This window comes from Chryseobacterium sp. R2ACT005, assembly GCF_049949215.1.
Taxonomy (GTDB): Bacteria; Bacteroidota; Bacteroidia; order Flavobacteriales; family Weeksellaceae; genus Chryseobacterium.
Genome location: NZ_CP188192.1, coordinates 1301217 through 1320898, shown reverse-complemented (window position 1 = coordinate 1320898; position 19682 = coordinate 1301217). Strand labels below are relative to the sequence as shown.

The 19682-nt window shown below is 35.2% G+C and carries 19 protein-coding genes; 1 reads left to right on the top strand and 18 read right to left on the bottom strand.

Features of this window, described 5'->3' with window-relative positions:
• Both ACPF63_RS05995 and ACPF63_RS05990 read right to left on the bottom strand, forming a co-directional pair.
• A complete protein-coding gene (locus ACPF63_RS05995; RefSeq protein ID WP_426482376.1) occupies nucleotides 1-1419 on the bottom strand; it encodes a hypothetical protein in 1419 nt (472 codons plus the stop codon).
• A 2-nt stretch (nucleotides 1420-1421) separates the two neighbouring features.
• Nucleotides 1422-2273 (bottom strand): hypothetical protein, encoded by an 852-nt coding sequence (locus ACPF63_RS05990; RefSeq protein ID WP_426482375.1) that lies wholly within the window; start codon nucleotides 2271-2273, stop codon nucleotides 1422-1424.
• A 537-nt stretch (nucleotides 2274-2810) separates the two neighbouring features.
• Here ACPF63_RS05990 and ACPF63_RS05985 point away from each other — a divergent pair.
• On the top strand, nucleotides 2811-3260 hold the full coding sequence (locus tag ACPF63_RS05985; protein WP_426482374.1) for a hypothetical protein: 450 nt from the start codon (nucleotides 2811-2813) through the stop codon (nucleotides 3258-3260).
• 160 nt (nucleotides 3261-3420) lie between these two features.
• On the opposite strand, the gene ACPF63_RS05980 is transcribed toward ACPF63_RS05985, so the two are convergent.
• From ACPF63_RS05980 to ACPF63_RS05905, 16 genes are all read right to left on the bottom strand, one after another.
• Nucleotides 3421-7911 (bottom strand): hypothetical protein, encoded by a 4491-nt coding sequence (locus ACPF63_RS05980; protein ID WP_426482373.1) that lies wholly within the window; start codon nucleotides 7909-7911, stop codon nucleotides 3421-3423.
• Complete coding sequence (locus tag ACPF63_RS05975) at nucleotides 7911-8930, bottom strand: hypothetical protein (protein ID WP_426482372.1); 1020 nt, start codon at nucleotides 8928-8930, stop codon at nucleotides 7911-7913. The genes ACPF63_RS05980 and ACPF63_RS05975 overlap by 1 nt, the downstream gene beginning before the upstream one ends.
• 13 nt (nucleotides 8931-8943) lie before the next feature.
• Nucleotides 8944-9786, bottom strand: a complete 843-nt coding sequence (locus ACPF63_RS05970) for a hypothetical protein (RefSeq protein WP_426482371.1) — start codon at nucleotides 9784-9786, stop codon at nucleotides 8944-8946.
• Between the two features lie 251 nt (nucleotides 9787-10037).
• Nucleotides 10038-10478, bottom strand: a complete 441-nt coding sequence (locus tag ACPF63_RS05965) for a lysozyme (protein WP_180564094.1) — start codon at nucleotides 10476-10478, stop codon at nucleotides 10038-10040.
• Nucleotides 10475-11044, bottom strand: coding sequence for a hypothetical protein (locus ACPF63_RS05960; RefSeq protein WP_426482370.1), 570 nt, complete (start codon nucleotides 11042-11044; stop codon nucleotides 10475-10477). The genes ACPF63_RS05965 and ACPF63_RS05960 overlap by 4 nt, the downstream gene beginning before the upstream one ends.
• A gap of 87 nt (nucleotides 11045-11131) precedes the next feature.
• Complete coding sequence (locus ACPF63_RS05955) at nucleotides 11132-12436, bottom strand: ATP-binding protein (protein ID WP_426482369.1); 1305 nt, start codon at nucleotides 12434-12436, stop codon at nucleotides 11132-11134.
• Between the two features lie 188 nt (nucleotides 12437-12624).
• Nucleotides 12625-12747, bottom strand: a complete 123-nt coding sequence (locus tag ACPF63_RS05950) for a hypothetical protein (RefSeq protein WP_426482368.1) — start codon at nucleotides 12745-12747, stop codon at nucleotides 12625-12627.
• Between the two features lie 365 nt (nucleotides 12748-13112).
• The gene (locus ACPF63_RS05945) at nucleotides 13113-13850 is read right to left on the bottom strand and encodes a hypothetical protein (RefSeq protein WP_426482367.1); all 738 of its coding nucleotides are present in this window, start codon (nucleotides 13848-13850) and stop codon (nucleotides 13113-13115) included.
• 520 nt (nucleotides 13851-14370) lie between these two features.
• Nucleotides 14371-15225 (bottom strand): hypothetical protein, encoded by an 855-nt coding sequence (locus tag ACPF63_RS05940; protein ID WP_426482366.1) that lies wholly within the window; start codon nucleotides 15223-15225, stop codon nucleotides 14371-14373.
• A 288-nt stretch (nucleotides 15226-15513) separates the two neighbouring features.
• On the bottom strand, nucleotides 15514-16371 hold the full coding sequence (locus tag ACPF63_RS05935) for a hypothetical protein (RefSeq protein WP_077418691.1): 858 nt from the start codon (nucleotides 16369-16371) through the stop codon (nucleotides 15514-15516).
• 418 nt (nucleotides 16372-16789) lie between these two features.
• Entirely contained in the window at nucleotides 16790-17200 is a 411-nt protein-coding gene (locus ACPF63_RS05930; protein WP_426482365.1) for a 5-fold beta-flower protein, read from the bottom strand.
• A gap of 169 nt (nucleotides 17201-17369) precedes the next feature.
• Entirely contained in the window at nucleotides 17370-17639 is a 270-nt protein-coding gene (locus tag ACPF63_RS05925) for a hypothetical protein (protein WP_426482364.1), read from the bottom strand.
• A gap of 5 nt (nucleotides 17640-17644) precedes the next feature.
• On the bottom strand, nucleotides 17645-18037 hold the full coding sequence (locus ACPF63_RS05920; protein WP_426482363.1) for a deaminase domain-containing protein: 393 nt from the start codon (nucleotides 18035-18037) through the stop codon (nucleotides 17645-17647).
• Between the two features lie 224 nt (nucleotides 18038-18261).
• Complete coding sequence (locus tag ACPF63_RS05915) at nucleotides 18262-18537, bottom strand: hypothetical protein (protein WP_426482362.1); 276 nt, start codon at nucleotides 18535-18537, stop codon at nucleotides 18262-18264.
• Between the two features lie 3 nt (nucleotides 18538-18540).
• Nucleotides 18541-18933 (bottom strand): deaminase domain-containing protein, encoded by a 393-nt coding sequence (locus ACPF63_RS05910; RefSeq protein WP_426482361.1) that lies wholly within the window; start codon nucleotides 18931-18933, stop codon nucleotides 18541-18543.
• A gap of 205 nt (nucleotides 18934-19138) precedes the next feature.
• Nucleotides 19139-19645 carry a hypothetical protein gene (locus ACPF63_RS05905; RefSeq protein WP_426482360.1) on the bottom strand — a complete coding sequence of 169 codons (507 nt, stop codon included), beginning with the start codon at nucleotides 19643-19645 and terminating at the stop codon, nucleotides 19139-19141.
• Between the last annotated feature and the right edge of the window lie 37 nt (nucleotides 19646-19682).

The following is a 19682-nucleotide window of genomic DNA, read 5'->3' as shown; positions in this document are numbered from 1 at the left end:
TTAAATATCTTTACGCGTTACTGTTATGGATACAGCATTAGGTAAAGCAGAATCAAATTCAACATCTATTTTATTCGGATCGGTTAATCTTATTCTACCTTCTATTTTGTAAAAGGTTACCGTGTCATACATGGCTACATCTACATTTCTGGTCCCTAAATTGTGTACCACACCACCTGTTCCGGAAATAGAGGTAGTGTACGACTTTACATTATTACTACCGGCAGTTACTCTACCTTTAGCATCAACGGTCACCTCATCATAAGTCCCGGCAGTTACACCTGTTGCAGCTAATGTCAGACCTGAGGTAACATTGGCAGAACCGTCAAAAGTTGCTGTCCACGTAGCGTCACCTGAAGCAGAAATTGTTCTCGGTGTTGTCAGTTTTGCAGCTGATCCGGTTGTATTGACTGCTGCAGTTCCCGTTAATAATGTCGCAGGAACAGCAGTAATAGGAACTGTTACGTTTCCAGAACCGTCAATATTTTGTGCCGTTGCGGTAACTCCGGAAAGTGTAATAGTTCGTACTGTAGTCCACTTTGTAGCGGAAAGAACATTTTTTGCTGCATCTGCCGTGTTATCAGCATTCCCTAAGCCAACATGAGATTTGTTTAAGACTACAACACCGGTTAATCCATTTACAGAATCTACAGCCCCTGAGGTGATATAAACGAACGTTGTTCCCGTCCATCGGTAAGTTTTGTTGGTATCAAGGGATACATAAATTTTACCTGTCTCACCAGTGATAAGCGTAGTATAACCCGCTTCTTTGTAGAACTTTCCGTCAGCAGCTTTATAATATCCTTCCAAAACATCATCTACATAAGATGGCAATTGAGATGCAGGCACCAGTCCTGATGCATCCAGTGCGGCAACTCCATTCGCAGCTCCTTTTTGTGATAACGGAATATAGTTAGCTAAATCCGATGTAGTGGGCATAGAGCCCAGAGACACCGTTATTCCATTGGTTGTCTGGGTAATTCCCGTAACCACATTTCCTGTACCTGAAGTAGTGACCGGTAAAGAAAATGAAGTGCCTGTCAATGTCAAACCGCTACCTGCGCTGTAGGTTGTATCGGTAGAAACTAACGTAATTGTATTCCCGGTCTGGTTAACCGCCATATTGGCACCTGCTGCAAGGGTAACATCTCCGGAAACCAAAGAACCGGATGCACCTCCTTTCAGACGGGTAATGGTATCTGGCGTTGTAAATGATCTGTTTGCTGACAAATCATAAGCTGTACCATTAATTGTTAAAGTACGTGTTTTAGGCACATAATCTAACGGATTTAAATTTCCATCATGCCAAAAAGAATTGATTCCCCTTGTACCGCCGCCGGCAGTTAAAATATCATTGTCTGTTTTCCCTTCTATTTTATATCCAACAGAACTTCGGTAATAAGCGTATTTAATGTCCATAATTATATTTTTTTAATTGTTAACTGAATTATATTGGGTGGTAATGAATCGAATAGCACTTCAATATTATTGGTGTCTATTCTTCTCACCTTAAGGGGTATTGTAAACATTGTGACTGTGTCATAAGCTTCAATCACAAAACTTAGCGTATCAAGATCATGTTTTATCCTGGAGTCACCCCTAATTCTCTCTTCATGCTTAATCTTTTCGGAACTGGCCGCATCTTCGATTTTTTTAATTTTATCATAAACCAAATCGTTAAACTGATTTTGATAAGTAATTGCGCCCCAGTTTGAATAAATGCCGGCAAGGTTAATTTTATCGTCTGAAATGTTTCTAATAACAACCTCTTTAAGCAATTCTATCTGTTTCCTGTTTTCTTTGATATAGTCTACGATTTCCTGAAGCTCATCAAGATTGGCGTCATTAGAGCGCAGTATTTCGTTAATTTTTGCAATATGCTCAAGCATTTCATCATCCTTTGCCTGCATTACATTTACAATTTCACTGATCTGCTCTTTTGTATAGACATTTCCAGTCTCTTCACTTCCATCTATAGTAGCGGCAAATTTGATTTTTAATTTTTCTTTCCATTCCTCTACATTAATATCCGTAAGATTGGATGCATTACGTTTTGCCAGCACTGAAATATGGGCGTTTTCATCTTCCAGATGATTGGTAAAAGTTGTGGTAGACAGTGTTTGTTGAAAGGCTTCATGTAAACCCGTCACCTCATCCATTTTGATTTTTTCATCTAAATGGCGGAATGAAGAAAAGGTCTGCTTAAATTGATACTCTGTAGGAATATCACCTTTTTCAAACCAACTGAAAATTATATTTAATGGTGTACTCATCTTGATTATTGAAAATTAGTTTTGATAAAATTGACAGTTCGGGAAACCTATATTATTTCTAGACTGATTACTTTGAATAGAATTCTACATTTTTTGAGTGATTTTTTATTCACTCTTTATACCCTTGTCAATTGGTAGATTACCTGTATGTCATCAACAAGAAAACTATGTATTTTGCCGATGTTTATATTTACATTCTTCAGAGCTCAAATTTCATTTTTCTTTTGCTCTTATAAAAGTTTTTTGACCTTCCCATTCTGTAGTTGCAGTAGACTTTACTTTTCTGAAACGGAATGATATTGCTCTGTAATTACAGTGTTCAAAATTCATTTTTTTTTAGCTCCTGTGAAAGTTTTTTAGTCTCTCCATTCTGTAGCTGCAGTAAACTTACAGTTCAATAAGCTCGAACGGACTAAATGATTTATAAAAGTGTTTGAAAATAATTTCGCCCTGGTCACAAACAGACATAATTTTTATAAAAACAGGATCTTTTAAAAGAAAATGCTAAATATTCCGTTTAATTCTTAAATTTGGCTAATGCAAAAGTATCTTTACCTCATCATAACATTATTATCTCTTACCAGCTGCTATACTTATCAGGTAAAAAAGCAGCCGGATCCGGCAACTGACAATAAACAGAGCCCGAAAAAGACATCTGAATTAGCGAATAATACTTCTACCCAAATACAAAATACAGCTACTCAACCGACTGCTGTTCCGATTAATATTCAGGAGACGCTTGCCCCTAACAAAAATGTTAAAATTGATGTTGCTGGAAAGAGCTATAAAATAATAGTTGACAGATGGGAAAGCGACAGTCTGGTTGCACACGCTGTTTATAATCCTAAAAAAATTCTGAAATTTCATAAGAACCAGATCAACAGCGAAAAAATTGCAGAAAAACGCTTTTCACAACCCATAGCTGATATCATTACAGTTACTGTGTATGCCGGAATCGGTGTTTTAATATGGGCGCTTGTACACTAATTTCAAAGTCACATTTATCTGAAAAATAACGGTAATTGCCTCTGATTCAAGCAAACTTTATATAAAAGTGTCTGAAGATAGCCAAGCCTGATCACGAATGGGCAAATGACGCCACTTTAAGACAAGTGACGTCATTTTATATTAGTGATTACTCATCATTTTAATACATTTTATTTTCTGCATATTTATAAACGGTCTTTTCATCCCAGACAAATAACTGGATAGAGCTATAAGGTGGTATTTTATATGAATATCCTGCACTTTCTATGTCAAATCCTTGCCAATTATCACTAGCATTTAATACTAATATTCTTTGACCTCGGAAACATTTTCCTAACACAAAATGCTCACCATATACACATCTGATTACCAGCATTCTATTATCAGAATCATAATATTGAGTTCCCGGCTGCTGCTCAATCATGCCATGAGATAATCTCATTCTGGATTTTTCATTGGTAATCTCATCATCAAGATAGGAAAGACTTCCGTCCGGAATAAATAAAGTATTAGGCTTCTCATCTTTTGATTTAAAGTTTTCGGTAGCTTTTACCGAGCCTGAAACAGTTACTTTATCTGCATCATTAGCATCTGTACCTATACCAATGTTATAGCTCTTTCTATTGAAATTAATACCTTCCCAGCCATTATATCTGCTTGAATATTTATAATACTCACCTTCCAATACAGCTAAATAGAATCCATCCTGTTCATTATATATACCAGATTCTCCGCCATTATATTCATCAGCAACCATTAATCCATTACCTGTATTATTAGTAAATTGCTGGTTTACAATAATACCATTACTAGACATAAAATTCCAGTTATTAATATGACCTTGTGAGAAATCTGCGTCACTCCATAATTTATACCATGTCTTAGACCACTTATCATCAATGCCTTTTCTTATTTTAAGCATTGGTATTCCTTCTCCATTTATACCAGTTTGATTGGCAAAAGCTAATTGATATGAAGAATCCCCAGTTGATGCAGACGTACCATCCCATGGAGCGTAAGTCATTACCCCCGCATAATTTCCAGAACCTCCAACAGATCCAGCGTTAATAAAATCAAATCTAACTCTACGGGAATTACCATTTGGTGTAACAACTGTATTCGGGTCTCTTGAACCATCTCTGGATGTAATAAAATAATTGGAAGCTAAAACTCCGTTTGAATTGGTCAGATTTATCCATTGACCATCTTCCCCTTCAGGTTGAATTGACAGAATTTGACTCGTAAAATTAGATGATACCCAGGATTGAGTAGCTAAGAATACATAGCCATCTGTTCTGTGATATATGTAAGGTGCACCTGCTGATAAACCACTTGAAAACCCTAATGTTTGTGCATTTTCAGCAGAATTAACTTTAGCATCAGGATTAAAATTATTGTTAGTCCAAAGTGTTTCTCCATCTGACAATAAAGGAATATTACCTTTTTTCGTCATGGTTGTGGTATTGATAGCCTGCCAATACTCTAAGTGATTGCTGAATAAAGGAAAATCTATTCTATGATACCATGTATTATTTCCTGCAATGTGTAAAGAGTTACCATAAGTAGACGGGAACCCGGTACCTGAAGCCCAATCTGTAATGCTTAAAGGATAATCTGTTTTTACTGCAGTTGCATCCTGATGATTACCTCTTTTCGCTAAGTATTCTGCGGGATTAAAATTGTTAGTAGTCCAGGGAATACCTCCTTGAATTTTAACAACACCATTGTCGGAATTCAATAATAAATCACCGTCATTTACCGCTCTAACTACAAAACTATCTCCTGTCCCACCCCATGTGGCAGAACCTCCATCAGCTCCAATATAAGCTATATCTTTAGCCCCGTCATACTTTTGCCAGGTCAAATAATTCCCTGTCTGTGCAGTACTTTTCCACTTACCTAACATAGCTGGGGTCTCTATATTAAAAGCACCTGTCATAGTACCTCCATCTTTTCTGAGATAGTTTCCTAACTCTGAAGATGACACAAAATCTGCTGCTAATCTATGGCCTCCGCCCGCAGTTAAAAGATAGTTATCATTATAGCCAATTTTATTAAAACCTTTTGAAGAAACCTGGCCAGCATCAGTGAATTCTATACCATTATTTAAATCCCAATCTTCCGCATTATTTGAAGCAGAAGGTGCCAATATTAAATTGTTATTTGTAGGCTTCTGAATGGACCAGGATTTATAGGAACTATTTTTTAGTTTGAAAGGTATTCTGTTGTAATAGGATTTTGCTGCCGAGATAATTTCATCCGTATTTCTTGTCTGATAATCACCTGGTTTGAAATTTACATTGTCCCAGGCTCTTCTCCATAGAGTCCAGTTGCCATTATGCCCGCTTCTATAAACTAATTCTCCTGCATCTGCACTCGTATCATTATATTTTACCTGTAATTGTGCTGTGGTATCCTGAGCACCCATGTGCAACATAGGACTGTATAAATGCTGAACTCCTCCTGCATTATTGTTGGCTCTATAAACTCCAGAACTGGAATAGCCTCCAAGACTGTTGAAGTTATCATTAAACTGAACTGCTTTAGGGATATAGCTGCTGTCTGCAAAATTAGTTAACCAACTTCTTGTAGCTACAACATCAGAAGGCAAAACAATGATATTGGCAGGATATAAATCAAAGTTAGGTTCTATTGCATGAGACCATCCTACATTCCAATCTTGATTATAGTTCCCATATTTAACTTCCACTTTAGCTACTTCAAATGATAAGTAGGCATTCCAAAATGTATCCGCCTCTCCTAATAAAATACTGACATATCCGTCAGTTCCTATCCCAATTCTTGCGGTAGTTGTAGGGAAATTATCTGTTACTTCCCATATCGCTTTTGAACCATTAGGGACCATAGCCCCTGATACATATTTGTAAAAAGCTACATTAACTTTTCCCAGGTATTGACTTTCATATCCATAAATATTAATATCAATACTAAACATAGCATGATCTGGTGAAGCCTGTGGCATTTTAATAGCTAAAATACCTGTATGTCCCCCATCATCATAATAGCCCTGATAAACTTTATTAAATATTCTTACCTTATTCTGGTGCTTATTTATAGATCCCCCTCCTTCAAATTCCAAATCCTTTGCCCCAAGATTAACATCCTGTGTTGCGCCATTATAGGGAACATAATTATTTAAAGCCGATGCATTGACAAAAGTTGACGGATCTAAATTATGAGCATCCCAAACCACTCCATTTACTCCATTTTTATAGTGTATTATATCATTGCCATTAGACTCTATAATAGTATTAATAGTAGGATTTCCTATATATAATGTAGATGGATTACCATAATTTAAAACCTGGTTATTACCTGTCGTAAATGAAGTAGAATAAATACCCTGTTTAGAATAAATCTGACCTGACCGCCCCAGAAAATGGGTAGGATTATTGGCATCTCCAAAATGGAAACCTATACCTTCATTCAGGCTATTGGCACTTCCCTGATAATAAGAAAGTCCATACGTATCGGCATTAGCAAATGACCAGATTCTATTTCTTTCATCTACTTTGTAAAATCTGTTTTGAAAACCTTCATCTGTCTGCACAAAACCTCTTGAATGTATTCCGTAAGGAGGAATAAACTGGGAATCAGTATAAGCAGAAGAAGCCAGTAAACCACCAGATAAAATAACCTGAGAACTATTCCCATTTAAACCCGCTATAGGTCTGTCTGAATCTAATACCCAATAGCCACCTGTATCTTTTTTCTCCCAAAATGTATTATCAGAAACTAACTCTTCTTTGGTTAGTAAATGTTTAAGCTTGATCTGAACTCTTTTTGTACCTCCCGGGTCCGGATGATCCGAAACTGAAATAACCCGGTTTCTACCTTGGTCTAAACCTCCATACCCAACAGTTACTTTTACATCAAACCCCTGCCAATAAGACAATTGAGTAAACCAAAAACAAAGTTTACCGTTTAAGTTTAAGGCCGTAATCCCATTCCAATAATGTAATGTAGAGTAACCGCTATGAGAAATAATAGTACCGTTATAGATATAGCCCTGGATCTTACAATCCAAAGGTTGATCACTTCCGTACATATTACCTTTAATCTCTAAAAGAAACTGATCTCCATAGTCTACAGAATAGTCTACATCAGTTTCAATCAGTGTTCCCTGCGGAAAGTCTCTTCCTGAATGAAACCAGGAGTCTTCTTTTTTTCGGGAATCATAATCTCCACCGCCTCCTGTAAGAAACTTTTCATTATCTGAACCGTCTTTATAATACCCGGCAGAATTTACGTAATCAAAAGCATTCCCATTGATATTCATAAAGTGATAACCGTTTGACCTGTACTGCAATGTAGCGCCATAAAGGCCCGGCTGATGAAAAGAAATGGCGGGGTAAACTGTATCAGATGTACCATTACCTCTTAATTCCAAAGCCACTGAATTATAAGCATTCCCGGTACCCCCTGAGAATGTTTTTCTTGCCGATATAACTTGCTCGGTATTAGTTGTCACTAAATTTAAATCAGACACAATTTCCGCATGGGTTCTTGTGCTGATTTTTTTCGTTACAGAATTCCAAACCATTACAGAACCTGCATCGTTTGGAACACTTTTCACAATTATTTCGCCTTCTACAGCGATGTGATTGTTAAAATATTCAGGAGCAATCATTAGTCTAATCTTGCAGTTAAAGTAATTCTATATTCACTCGGGGTAAGAGGTGCTAAAACATCTATCTGTACATCATTTGCCGATGTAGCCACACAGCTTACATTTATTTTTCTATTATCAGCATTACGATAACAGATATAATCAACATTCAGGGTATTCCAGCCATGATTAATGGAAAAAGTAACGGATGAGCCATCTCCGATTTGCACTGTTTTGGATTTAATTTTTTCATCCAGAACAGCTTTCGTAGATTTTGGAGTCATTGCTTTAATAGGATTGACACCCTCAATAGCTTCATCATCTGTAGCAATTTGAATCAGTCCTTTCACCGTATCTGTAGCATCTACAATGTCAGGAATGCCTTTTTCTATAATCTGATAATTTTTAGGAGCATTTGAAGCATCATCAGTATTAGCAATAAGATGATCACCAACAGAAACGGGCTCATTGCCCACCCAGCCATTTGCTGTAATCACCCACACCATCCCTGTTTTAATGGCAGCTGAGGTAACGGGTAACGGAGCCGTCATTGAACCTTCAGTAGTGGAAGGACTATAACCTCCCGGCTGATAAATTAACGCTCCTGTAAGGCTTTGTCCTATTAAATTTTCAATATAAGTTTTAATCTTATTGGATGACCAGGTAAATGTACCTGACTGAATAGCATCATTCAAAAAGATGGAAACAATATCTGCATTGGTAAGATTGCGGCCTGCTATTTTAATAACGTGTCCTGAACTATTGGTCAGTATCTGACTTAGTAATAGAAGTCCGCTTGTTTGATCTGTTTGAAATGGATTATTAGTCAGTGGATAATCGGGATGTACGTAATTTTGAGCCAGGTTAATCCATTGGGTACCGTTCCACTGATGCAACTCATTTTTATAATCAATGATCCAACCCGGGAGAGCTTTATCCGTACTGGGAAGTGTATCAAAATACTGAAAGCGGGTGTGCTGTAATTCTCCAAAAAAATTATCCTGATGTGCGTTATTACTTATTACTGCGTTATTATTCATTGTTTTTTATTTTTTATGGTTTAACTTTTAAAATGAGAATATTGACTGGATTAACGATGTCGCCAAACATGTTAATCTTTATGGTTTGGTTGGTAGCGTAATCGTCAATATTTATTTTTTTCCCCGTAACACTGTCCCGGGCCTGAATGATTACATTTTCCGTTTCAAGGGTATTAGGAAACTCTGTACTTCCTGTGACCTGTACCACTGCACTTGTAGCTGTTTGTGAAATCAGCAAAACCTTATCATAGACTTGCTTATTAAATTCCTGTTGATTTTTCGGGCTGCCTAGCCCATCGTAGTCAAGTAACAGCTTTACTTTATCTTCCCTTGATTCTCCTATTGGAATAGCTTTTAAAGCTTCAATATCGTCACGGTTTTTTTTTATGAAGTTTACTATTTCCTGAAGTTCATCTAAAGACAAATCATTGGATAATAATACATTCCTAATATTTTCTATCTTCAGGGCTAAGTCTTTATCAGCATCTTTCAATGCATCAACAAAACCATCTACCTGTATTTTAGTATATGTATTACCCAATTGATCAGAACTGTCAATGGTAGCAGCATTGCTTAATCCAAGTTTACTTTTCCAACTGTCAACATGAGCTGAAGTCAGGTTGCCTGCATTCAGTAAAGCCAAATATTCTGAATGAGCATCTGGGTCTTTTAAATGTGCTTGAAATGCTTCCGCACTGGCAAATAATTGAAAAATTTCTTCAAACCCTTCAATGCCTTGCATAGGGATTAAGTCATCTTTGTGATAAAAAGATAAAAATGTGTCTTTAAACTGGGTTTCTGTTGGAAAATCTCCAGTTTCAAACCAACTGAAAATTGTATGTAATGGTGTACTCATTTGATAATTGATAATTAGTTTTGATAAAATTGATAATTGGGGAAAGGCCTAAAGATTATTTCTATTGCGCGGCATTTTAAGGGGAGCGAAGAAAACCATATCGTTGCAGATGAAGCTATATGATATGCATTTACTTAGAAAGAATCAATGAAGCTGATTCCACTTTTGCTATCTCTGAAATCACCTGACTTTGAGATTTATTTCCAATGATAATATAGGGTTTAAAGTCCCCACTATTAGGTGGGAATTGCTTATTTAGAAAAGAACAGATCAGCCTCAGCCTTTCTTCTGCGGATGAGTCCGTTTAACGTTTTTCCGGCAGCAGTAATGTATTTCTCGGTAAACCAATTTCTGATTGTTTTCTCATCTGCCTTTTTATTAATCAAAGAAAACAGAGTGTCAGATCCTCCTGTATTGTACGTGTGAGAGACAAGAGCATCAAATTGATTTTGAGTAAGAATCAATTTAATTTTACTGTTGACGATTTTTTCATACGTTGGTAAAACAGATGAAAATAGCTCTATTCCTTTTTCTTTGCTGATTGCAGGATCTTTCATGGTTACTTTCTTTCCTCCCGGATAGTACGTGTTACCATACCCAATTGTCGGAATTCCTGCAGAATCCAGATAAGGCTTAGCACTGAAACCTTCAAATGATACAATCAGGTTTATTCCTTTTTGTGATGTTTTCATTTCTTAAAATATTTATAGGTGAAAAAGATGAGTATTAAAGTGATTCCAATAATCGTAATGAAAATCCAGGCCAGGATTTCAAATCCATTTGATTGGATTTTCTTTGTTTCTTCAGAGACTTTTGAAGCTACTTCTTTGATCGTTTCTTTTGAACTCGTTTTCTGAGTTAAATCCTGAATAACATAGGTGATTTCTTCTTTTTTAACCTCTGATTTTTCATGGCTGGCCTTTGCATAATGGTTGCTGATGGAATATTCTGCATTTCCCACAATGGAAATACGCTGAATGGTATCCCTCCCTACTATGTTATGGAAAACAAGGGGATTGGATACATCAGATTTTCCTTTAATCAATAGATCTCCTGAGATTTCATTTCTCTCTTCCTTCAATGACACATCATCTGATATACTTTGAATTGATTGTGAGCTTTGTAAGCTTAAAGAATCAGCTTTTTCTGTTTCTGTTTCTTTTGTATTTTCTTTATAAGTGGTTGTAATTTTGTGTTTACTCCGGCAGCCCAACATGAGGCTGCTCAATATGATCAATAACAGAATTTTTGCTTTCATTGGTTTTAGTTTTAAAAATTGAACAGGCCTATAGCTCTGATTTCTTGAATTCTTCAATTCCGGAAAACCTGATTGGAATTCAAATTCTTACATAAATATTTTATCTTCTTTTACGTACTCTTTTTTAATGCTGTCCAGTAACATGTCTACACTTACTGTGTAGCCGGGTTCTTTTAATGCTATTGTTTTTAAACTCACATCCTGTATGATATTCATAATATTAGAACCGGTTAATTCATATCGTTTGGCAATTTGTTCCAGATCAATATCTTCAAGCTGTAATTGTTCGGGTACATTTTGCTGCCAGATACGCAGACGCTCTTCATGCTTTGGATTATTGAATTGTATGCAGCTATGAAAGCGTCGCGTAAAGGCTTTATCCATATTATTTTTAAAGTTGGATGCCAGAATAATAAGTCCTGAAAATGTTTCTATGCGTTGCAGCAAATAAGAAACTTCCTGATTGGCATATTTGTCATGGGCATCTTTTACAGAGGTTCTTTTTCCGAAAATAGCATCTGCTTCATCAAAAAATAAAATCCAGTTTTTATTTTCTGCTTTGTCGAACAGTTTAGCTAATTGCTTTTCTGTTTCTCCGATATATTTTGAGACCAGCATGGAGACATCTACTCTGAAAACAGGACGTTTGGTGTATTTCCCTAAAAGACTGGCTGCAAGAGTTTTTCCGGTTCCCGGTTCTCCATAAAACAGCACTCTGAACCCTGGTTTAAGTTTTGTCTGCATGTCCCAATCTTCCATAAGAATCCTGCTGCTATGGTACCAGGCTTCAATACTTTTAAGCTCCTGCAGCGTAGTTTGAGGAAGTATTAAATCGGTCCATGATCGACGGGTATGTATTTGTTCTGCAGGAAAATCATTGCTCATTTTCGGCAATAAATCCAAGCCAAAAATGATTTTATTAAAAGCTTCTTCATGAATTCTTATCTGGCTGTTCTCATGAGCTGAACCTGAAAAAGCAATGAGTTCTTCTTTACTCAAAACCGAATTCGGGCCGAAATAATCCAGTGCTTTCAATCGTTCTGAGATACTATCCCCTCCTAAAATATATTGAGCGGTCTGAATTGTAGGATAAAAGAGCCTGCCACTATCATTGGTTGCACAGAAGTCAAACATCGCACTCCCTGGAAACTCCAAATAAATGCGTTTCAACAATGATGGATCCAATCGTGGTAATAAAGCCATTAAAAGAATCACAACTTCCTGATGGGCAAGCTCTTTCCCTGAAATATAATCTCCTAATTGAAAATTTTCATGGTTACTGGTATTAAATTCAGGGGCTCCTACATTAAAATCCTCTGATGGATTGTTTATACGCCATGTAATAACCTTTTCTAAATGAGTAAATAATTTTTGTAATTGTTCTGACTCCATTGGTTTTATGCTTTTAAAGATCTGGTGTATTGCTTCTTTTTTATTTTAAGATGCTTCCACCTGTCCTGTGGTTGATTTCAAGAAACCTCAACCGGAAAGTAGCTCACATTCGAGTGTCTCTCCACAACTGCCGAAGCAGCTGCTTTTGGAAAGTCGCTCCGTCATTGGAGTCCTGCTTTTTTAAAGAATCAATCTACGTCTGAAAGAGAACTGCAGATCCGAAGACCTGTCATTCCGCTTCCGGGAAGAGATTCTAATGCTTTTACATCAGAAAATTCCAGGATTCCAAACGCTAAGAGGTGTCCTGTCAATGAGAATCTCTCCGATTGAGGTATGTTTTATATTTTATATGATTTTAAATATCATGCAACACATCTCAAGGATGGTTACGTTGTATTTCGTAGTTTGCTTAAGAAAACCTCAACCGGAAAGTAGCTCACATTCGAGTGTCTCTCCACAACTGCCGAAGCAGCTGCTTTTGGAAAGTCGCTCCGTCATTGGAGTCCTGCTTTTTTAAAGAATCAATCTACGTCTGAAAGAGAACTGCAGATCCGAAGGCCTGTCATTCCGCTTCCGGGAAGAGATTCTAATGTTTATACATCAGAAAATTCCGGGATTCCAGGCGCTAAGAGGTGTCCTGCTAATGAGAATCTTTCCGATTGAGGTATGTTTGTGATTAGTCAATAATGTAATTAACCAAATCGTTAAAGTCACGCCCTAAAATAATTTTTATATTAACGGGGTACGATGTATATTTTGTTCCGTTTATCTCAATTTCCAAAAACATCTGAATAAGAGAAAATGGTTTTCTATGATGAACTGTATGTCTGAATGAGCCCGGTCTGGTAAGTGTTCCCGATGGATAAAATTCATTGAACTCTGATCCAGGTCTGAAATAATTAACAGGATTAATGTCCAGAATCATTTCTTTAGATGTTACCGGATATTCGGACATTCTGCCCCAGGATATTGCGTCTAACAGCTGTTCCTTGTAAAAACCTCCATCTTTTACTCCATCCTTAATCTTTTTCTTCTGTTTGTACCGTTTTATGATAATCTTAGGCTTGTATTTATCAATATCTAATTTGTTTGATAATTTTACCTTTAAATACTTATAACTTACACTTCTACTGAAAGCATGTGCATAATTATCTATTGGCTGTGGCTGGCTTCCATTTTCAGCTTCAAGGTTGATATGTCCTCGTCCTGATTTTTCAATATTTCCGGCTCTATAGAAATGATAGTATTTGGAGGTCCAGTCTGCTGATGCCTTTACATCCAGGCCGAAATTAAGCTCATTTAAATGAAGATAATTGTCTATGAATCGGCCAAACTGGCTTTCTGTAGGATATTTACCGGTTTCAAAGTAGGTTTTCAGCTCCTCTCTTGGGGTTAATATATTGTTTTCTTCCATGATATTTTAGTTTTCTTTATTTGCTTATATTCTTAGTATGCCTGCTTTCCGGAGCTGATTATCCGTTGTGATGTACAGTTCAAAATTGATTCTTTTTTTGTTCTTATAAAAGTTTTCAGTCCTCTCTATCCTGTAGTTGCAGCACCCTCCATATCACTCATAAACAAATAATTACACCTATACTCTACGGTTCTCGTTTCTTCATCTTTTGCAATACATTTCCACCTTCCGTTTTCACAGAATTTATTATTTGTTTTCAAAAAAATAGATGTGACAACCTTGTTTCACTTTGCGGATAAATTCAATGGAAAAGATTCCATCGCAGAGTATCTTATCCAAATAAGGTTGTATTTTTAGTAATGAGAATGTAGTGGATTAATTCCCGACTTGTTTTGTTACCTAATAGTACTTACTATTTATGTTATGATGACAGTTCAAAATTAATCACTTTATTGTTCTTATAAAAGTTTTTCGCCCTATCTGTACTGTAGTTGCAGTAACTCTGTTTAAAAATTAATTATTATTTAGAAGAATAGCTACATTCGATCCTAACATTTCTGACTTTATCTACCTGGCCACCCCACCAATTTTCCTGACTTTGCCCGGCATACAAATATCCTGTGGCTACAAGAGTGTTGGTATCCGCATCATACAAATCGCACTGTATGTTCTGAGTGATTGCTTGAAGGTCGGCATTATAAGCAATGTACAAAAAGTCCCATGCATCATAATGATCGGTAACAGTATCTTTATCTCCATGTTCATTACCCCAGTATTGTGAGTATGCTCTATATTGGATAGGCACTTCAGTTTTGTTAATAAACTTAATACTTGTATTCACAATATTTATTCTTGCTTTATTATCCATTTTGGAAATTTCGATGGGTAGTCTGGTATTCTTCAATTTTCCAAAGTCAAAACCATCAGGAAGTGTATGCAGATTGTTTCCAAATAATCTACGAATATAATAGCTTTCACTTAACTGATAACCAAAACTATAGTACTCAGTTTCCCCTAAATTACCTTCTGATATATTTTTTATTTTAATCGTATAAGGAGTATTTCCAAATAAGTATTGTCTCACTACACCTACTTTGGTAGAATCTCTTATTGTGATCACCTGATCTTCTTCATCCGGTGAGGCCACAACAATCTGGATTTCCAAATTTCCCACGTTATTTGCAAAATAGTAAATAAACGCACTATCAATAGATGCCAAACTGTTAGCAAAGAGTAACATTTCTTTTTTGTTTAGAACATCTTCCCTGTGTCTTAAAGAATCAATCAGATCCGAAAATTGGTTTTGTGTAGGATGTTTACCTGTTTCAAAATAGGTTTTTAACTGGTCTCTTGTAGTTGGTTTATTTTCTTCCATAATACTTTACAATTCTTAGCGGCTTATGCTTAGAGCATAATTACCTTTGGTTTTCAATGATTATTAATGTTATGTTTTTAAAGTTTGGGACTCATCCTTTTCTTTATTCCTGTAATTTTTTTTGGACTGTTCTGCTCTGTAGTGGCAGTAAACTTAATTTTTAAAGTCGAATGATGGGTACATGATTTCAAAACTCACACCCTTATTCTTAGATCCTTTTTGGCGAATTTAATTATGCCAATATAAATATTTCGTAATATTGATTACTCCTCAGATATTCCTGTCTGATTATTTTTCATTGATAGAATAATTACATTCGATTCTTACATTTCTGATTCCACTTATGTCACCACCATACCAGGCATCCTGATTTTGTCCGGCATATAAGTAGCCTGTAGCTAGAAGACTATTTGTATCTTCATCAACGATAGTGCATTGTATAGATTGATTCAATTCTGTAAGGTCTGCCTTATAATTAAAGCTTAAATTATCAGCTATATCATAATGATCAGTAACAGAGTCTTCAGCTCTGAATCTCGAACTCCAGTTACTTCCACTTACCCTGTATTGTATAGGTACTTCAGTTTTATTAACAAACTTAATATTTGTATTTATAACATTTACCTTTCTTCCATAATCTTGTTTATAAATTTGTATGGGTAACCTTTTGCCCTCCAGCAACCCTAAATCAAAACCTTCAGGAATTGTATTCAGGCCATTTCCAAACATTCTAAAAATTGTATAGCTTGGGCTTATTTCATATCTCAAAAGATAATATTCAGTTCCTTTTAATGTTTCTTCTGATATTTCTTTTACTTTAAAGGTATAAGGTGCGCTGCCTAATAAAAATTGCTTTTCCACAATGTTGTCAGTTTGTCTTACGGTTACCACCTGATCTTCTTCATCCTGCGAGCTAATAGCAATCCGGAATTTTAAATTTCCAACAATGTTTGTAGAATAGTAAATGAATGCATTATCAATAAGTGCCAGACTATTGGCAAGGATCGCCTTTTCTTTATTGGTCAGGGCATCTTCTCTGTGTCTTAAAGAATCTATCAGTTCCGAAAATTGGCCCTGCGTTGGATGTTTACCGGTTTCAAAATAGGTTTTTAATTCTTTCCTTGGAGTTAATTCATTTTTTTCCATAATTTCACTATTCTTTGCTATTTATATTATTTATATGATTGTTTTTGAGATACTAGTTCGTATCATTGATTTTAAGTCCAAAATTCATCTTTTTTTGATTCCTGTAAAAGTTTTGGGACCTTCCGATTCTGTAGTTGCAGTACCTGTTATTTTGTAAAACTGAATGGCTTGCTTCTTAAATTTCAAAGCTCAAAATTCATTCTTTTTTTATTCCTGTGAAAGTTTTTTGGCCTCTCTATTCTGTAGCTGCAGTACCTCTTTTTTTCAGAATAATTAAAATAGCCATGCTTTGCCAGAATGAGCACTTTTATATCATAAAACCTGGTCCATATCTATAATAAAAAAGGCTCGGATTATAAAATCCAAGCCTTTTTAACTTATATATTTAACGCTAGTTTCTGTTTCGCAGAGTTAATAATTAATCTAATTTAAAGAAGAAATATACTACCGCTACCCATTCTTTTTTGACTCCCCTGGCATACCCGATCGTACTGTGGCTGCTGTTTTCTACCGTTCCATCATCTTTGATGTAACCAATAGTGGAATGACTGCTGCTTTCTACAGTCCCGTCTTTTTTTACATAACCTACTGTAGAATGGCTTTTGTTTTCAATAGTTCCGTCACTTTTGATATAACCAATCGTGCCGTGGCTTTTATCTTCGATAGTTCCATCATTTTTAATGTATCCCACGGTGGAATGACTGCTGTTTTCTATGGTTCCATCACTTTTAATATGCCCTGTGGTGCTGTGACTTCCGGATTCTATAGTCTGGGCACTTACAGCGGAAAGACTGAACAGAAGGGAGCAAAAGAATAATTTTTTTTTCATAATCAATATTTTAATGAGTTATTAACTTTGGTTTATTTGATGTATTCAAAAGTATTGATTATTCTTTTATAAAGATAAAAACTTGTAGATAAAATGATTGAAAATAAAAGCCGCACGATTATATCGTGCGGCAGTGAGAGATAATTTATTAATTATCCGTTCTTTTATTTTACCTATTCCCCTCAGGAGGAAATGGATAGTCTTGTAAAGGCAATAATTCTTCTCCTCTTTTTGCTAAATAATTTTGAATTCTACCTAGTTCATAAGAGTATTCAAATATTAAATTTTGGCTAGTTTCTTTAAGGTCAATAGTTACAAAAGGAGAACCGTCTAAGTATTCAACGCTTTCTCTTTCTATATTTGTATTATTTTCTTTATTGAACTTGTACGTAAATTGAACCACTGCTGTTGGAGCATACATTATCTTTTTGACTTTCATTGTTATTAATATTTTAAATTATCTATTAAATTTATTTTTACATTCGGAAACATCTTACTAAAATCTTGAATTACTCCTTGGCAAGAAAGACAATAAGGTAACTCTGATACTATTTTTATTTCTCCTTTTATGTCAGGATATACTCCTCCTTTTTTTGCGCCTAGCTTTTCCGCTATTTCCGATAGCATTACATATTCAGTATCACCATCTCTTAACCAGGCATTTGGTTTATTTATACCCCCTTCTTTATCTACCATATAAGTATTAAAAATTGGCTCTTCAATATATATCTTTTCTCCACTCTGCCTATAATCACCTTCAAATTTTATATTTCCAATTTCACCTTCAATATAACCACCATTTCTACCACGTGCTTTGTGTATTAAGTCTTTTTGCATTCTTTTAGAAATATCCTTTTCCCTTATTTTCTCAATTTCTATTGTTAAACCTTATTTAAGTGCTCTTTGGCTAACAATAAAATATCTGGTCAACCTATGATTACAAGTTTTATAATCATAACTCATTCCTTATAAAGTTAATTTTTTTTGAGCAAATGATATAAAATAAAAGCCGCACGATCGTATCATGCGGCGGTGAGGAAATAACATAGTTATACATTTCTTTATATTACTTCATCATCATCATCAGGAGGAAAAGGGTAATATTCTAATGATAAGAACTGCTCTCTTATTGATGCTAAATAACTTTGGATTCTACCCAATTCGTATGTGTATTCAAAAATTAATTGAAACGGAGTATCTTTAAAGTCTATTGTTACGAAAGGAGAGCCTTCTATTATTTCGTCTGTATTCTCAATATTTGTGTTATTTTCAGTATTAAACTTGTATGTAAATTGAGTTACTGCCGGTGGGGCATACATGATTCTTGTTGTTTTCATTTTTTAAAATTTTACATTATCTGTTAAATTTATTTTTACATTCGGAAACATCTTACTAAAATCCTGGATTACTCCTTGGCAAGAAAGGTAATAAGGCAATTCTGATACTATTTTTATTTGTCCTTTTATTTCAGGATATACTCCTCCTTTTTTTGCACCTAGCTTTCTTGCTATTTCTGATAACATTATATATTCTGTATCATCATTTCTCAACCAGGCTTTTTGCGTATTTACACCTCCTTCTCTATCTACCTTATAAGCATTAAAAATTGGCTCTTCAATATATATCTTTTCTCCACTCTGCCTATAATCACCTTCAAATTTTATATTTCCAATTTCACCTTCAATATAACCACCATTTCTACCACGTGCTTTGTGTATTAAGTCTTTTTGCATTCTTTTAGAAATATCCTTTTCCCTTATTTTCTCAATTTCTCTTGTTAAACCTTATTTAAGCGCTCTTTGGCTAACAATAAAATATCTGGTCAACCTATGATTACAAGTTTTATAATCATAACTCATGCTTTATAAAGTTAATTTTTTTTGAGCAAATGATATAAAATAAAAGCCACACGATCATATCATGCGGCGGTAAGGGAATTTATACAAACTTATTTATATATTCATCATAAGCTTGTAAATAACTTAAAATAGATTTTGCAACAGTTTCATATGTACCATCTTGCATTATCGGCATATACTGATCATATCCTAAATCTTCATACCATATATTTTGATCTTCCTCTCGAGTTGATACTTTATCAATCACTTCTGTTTTACCTATTACTGCTGTTCCAGCTCTAAAAAAAAGAGCCCAATTCGTTAATCCTGCCGGTCTGCATTCTTTCAGTATTCTTGGAATATTACTATTAATTACACTCAACAAAAAAACTTTTTCATTAATATTTTCTTTTACAGAGCCATTTTCATCTTCCGGAATTGTGAAACCCATTGGCAATAAATAATATCCATCAAAATTAGGATCTACTTTATTTATAGTCTCTATTGGATGTCCCAAAACATTATTTAAACCTTGAATAAATTCATCCAAATTATCTACCTCTACAGGTTCAACATTTTCTATTTTTAATAATTTTACTGATATCATATTTCTTTATTTTACATATTTAACTTTTACTTCAATA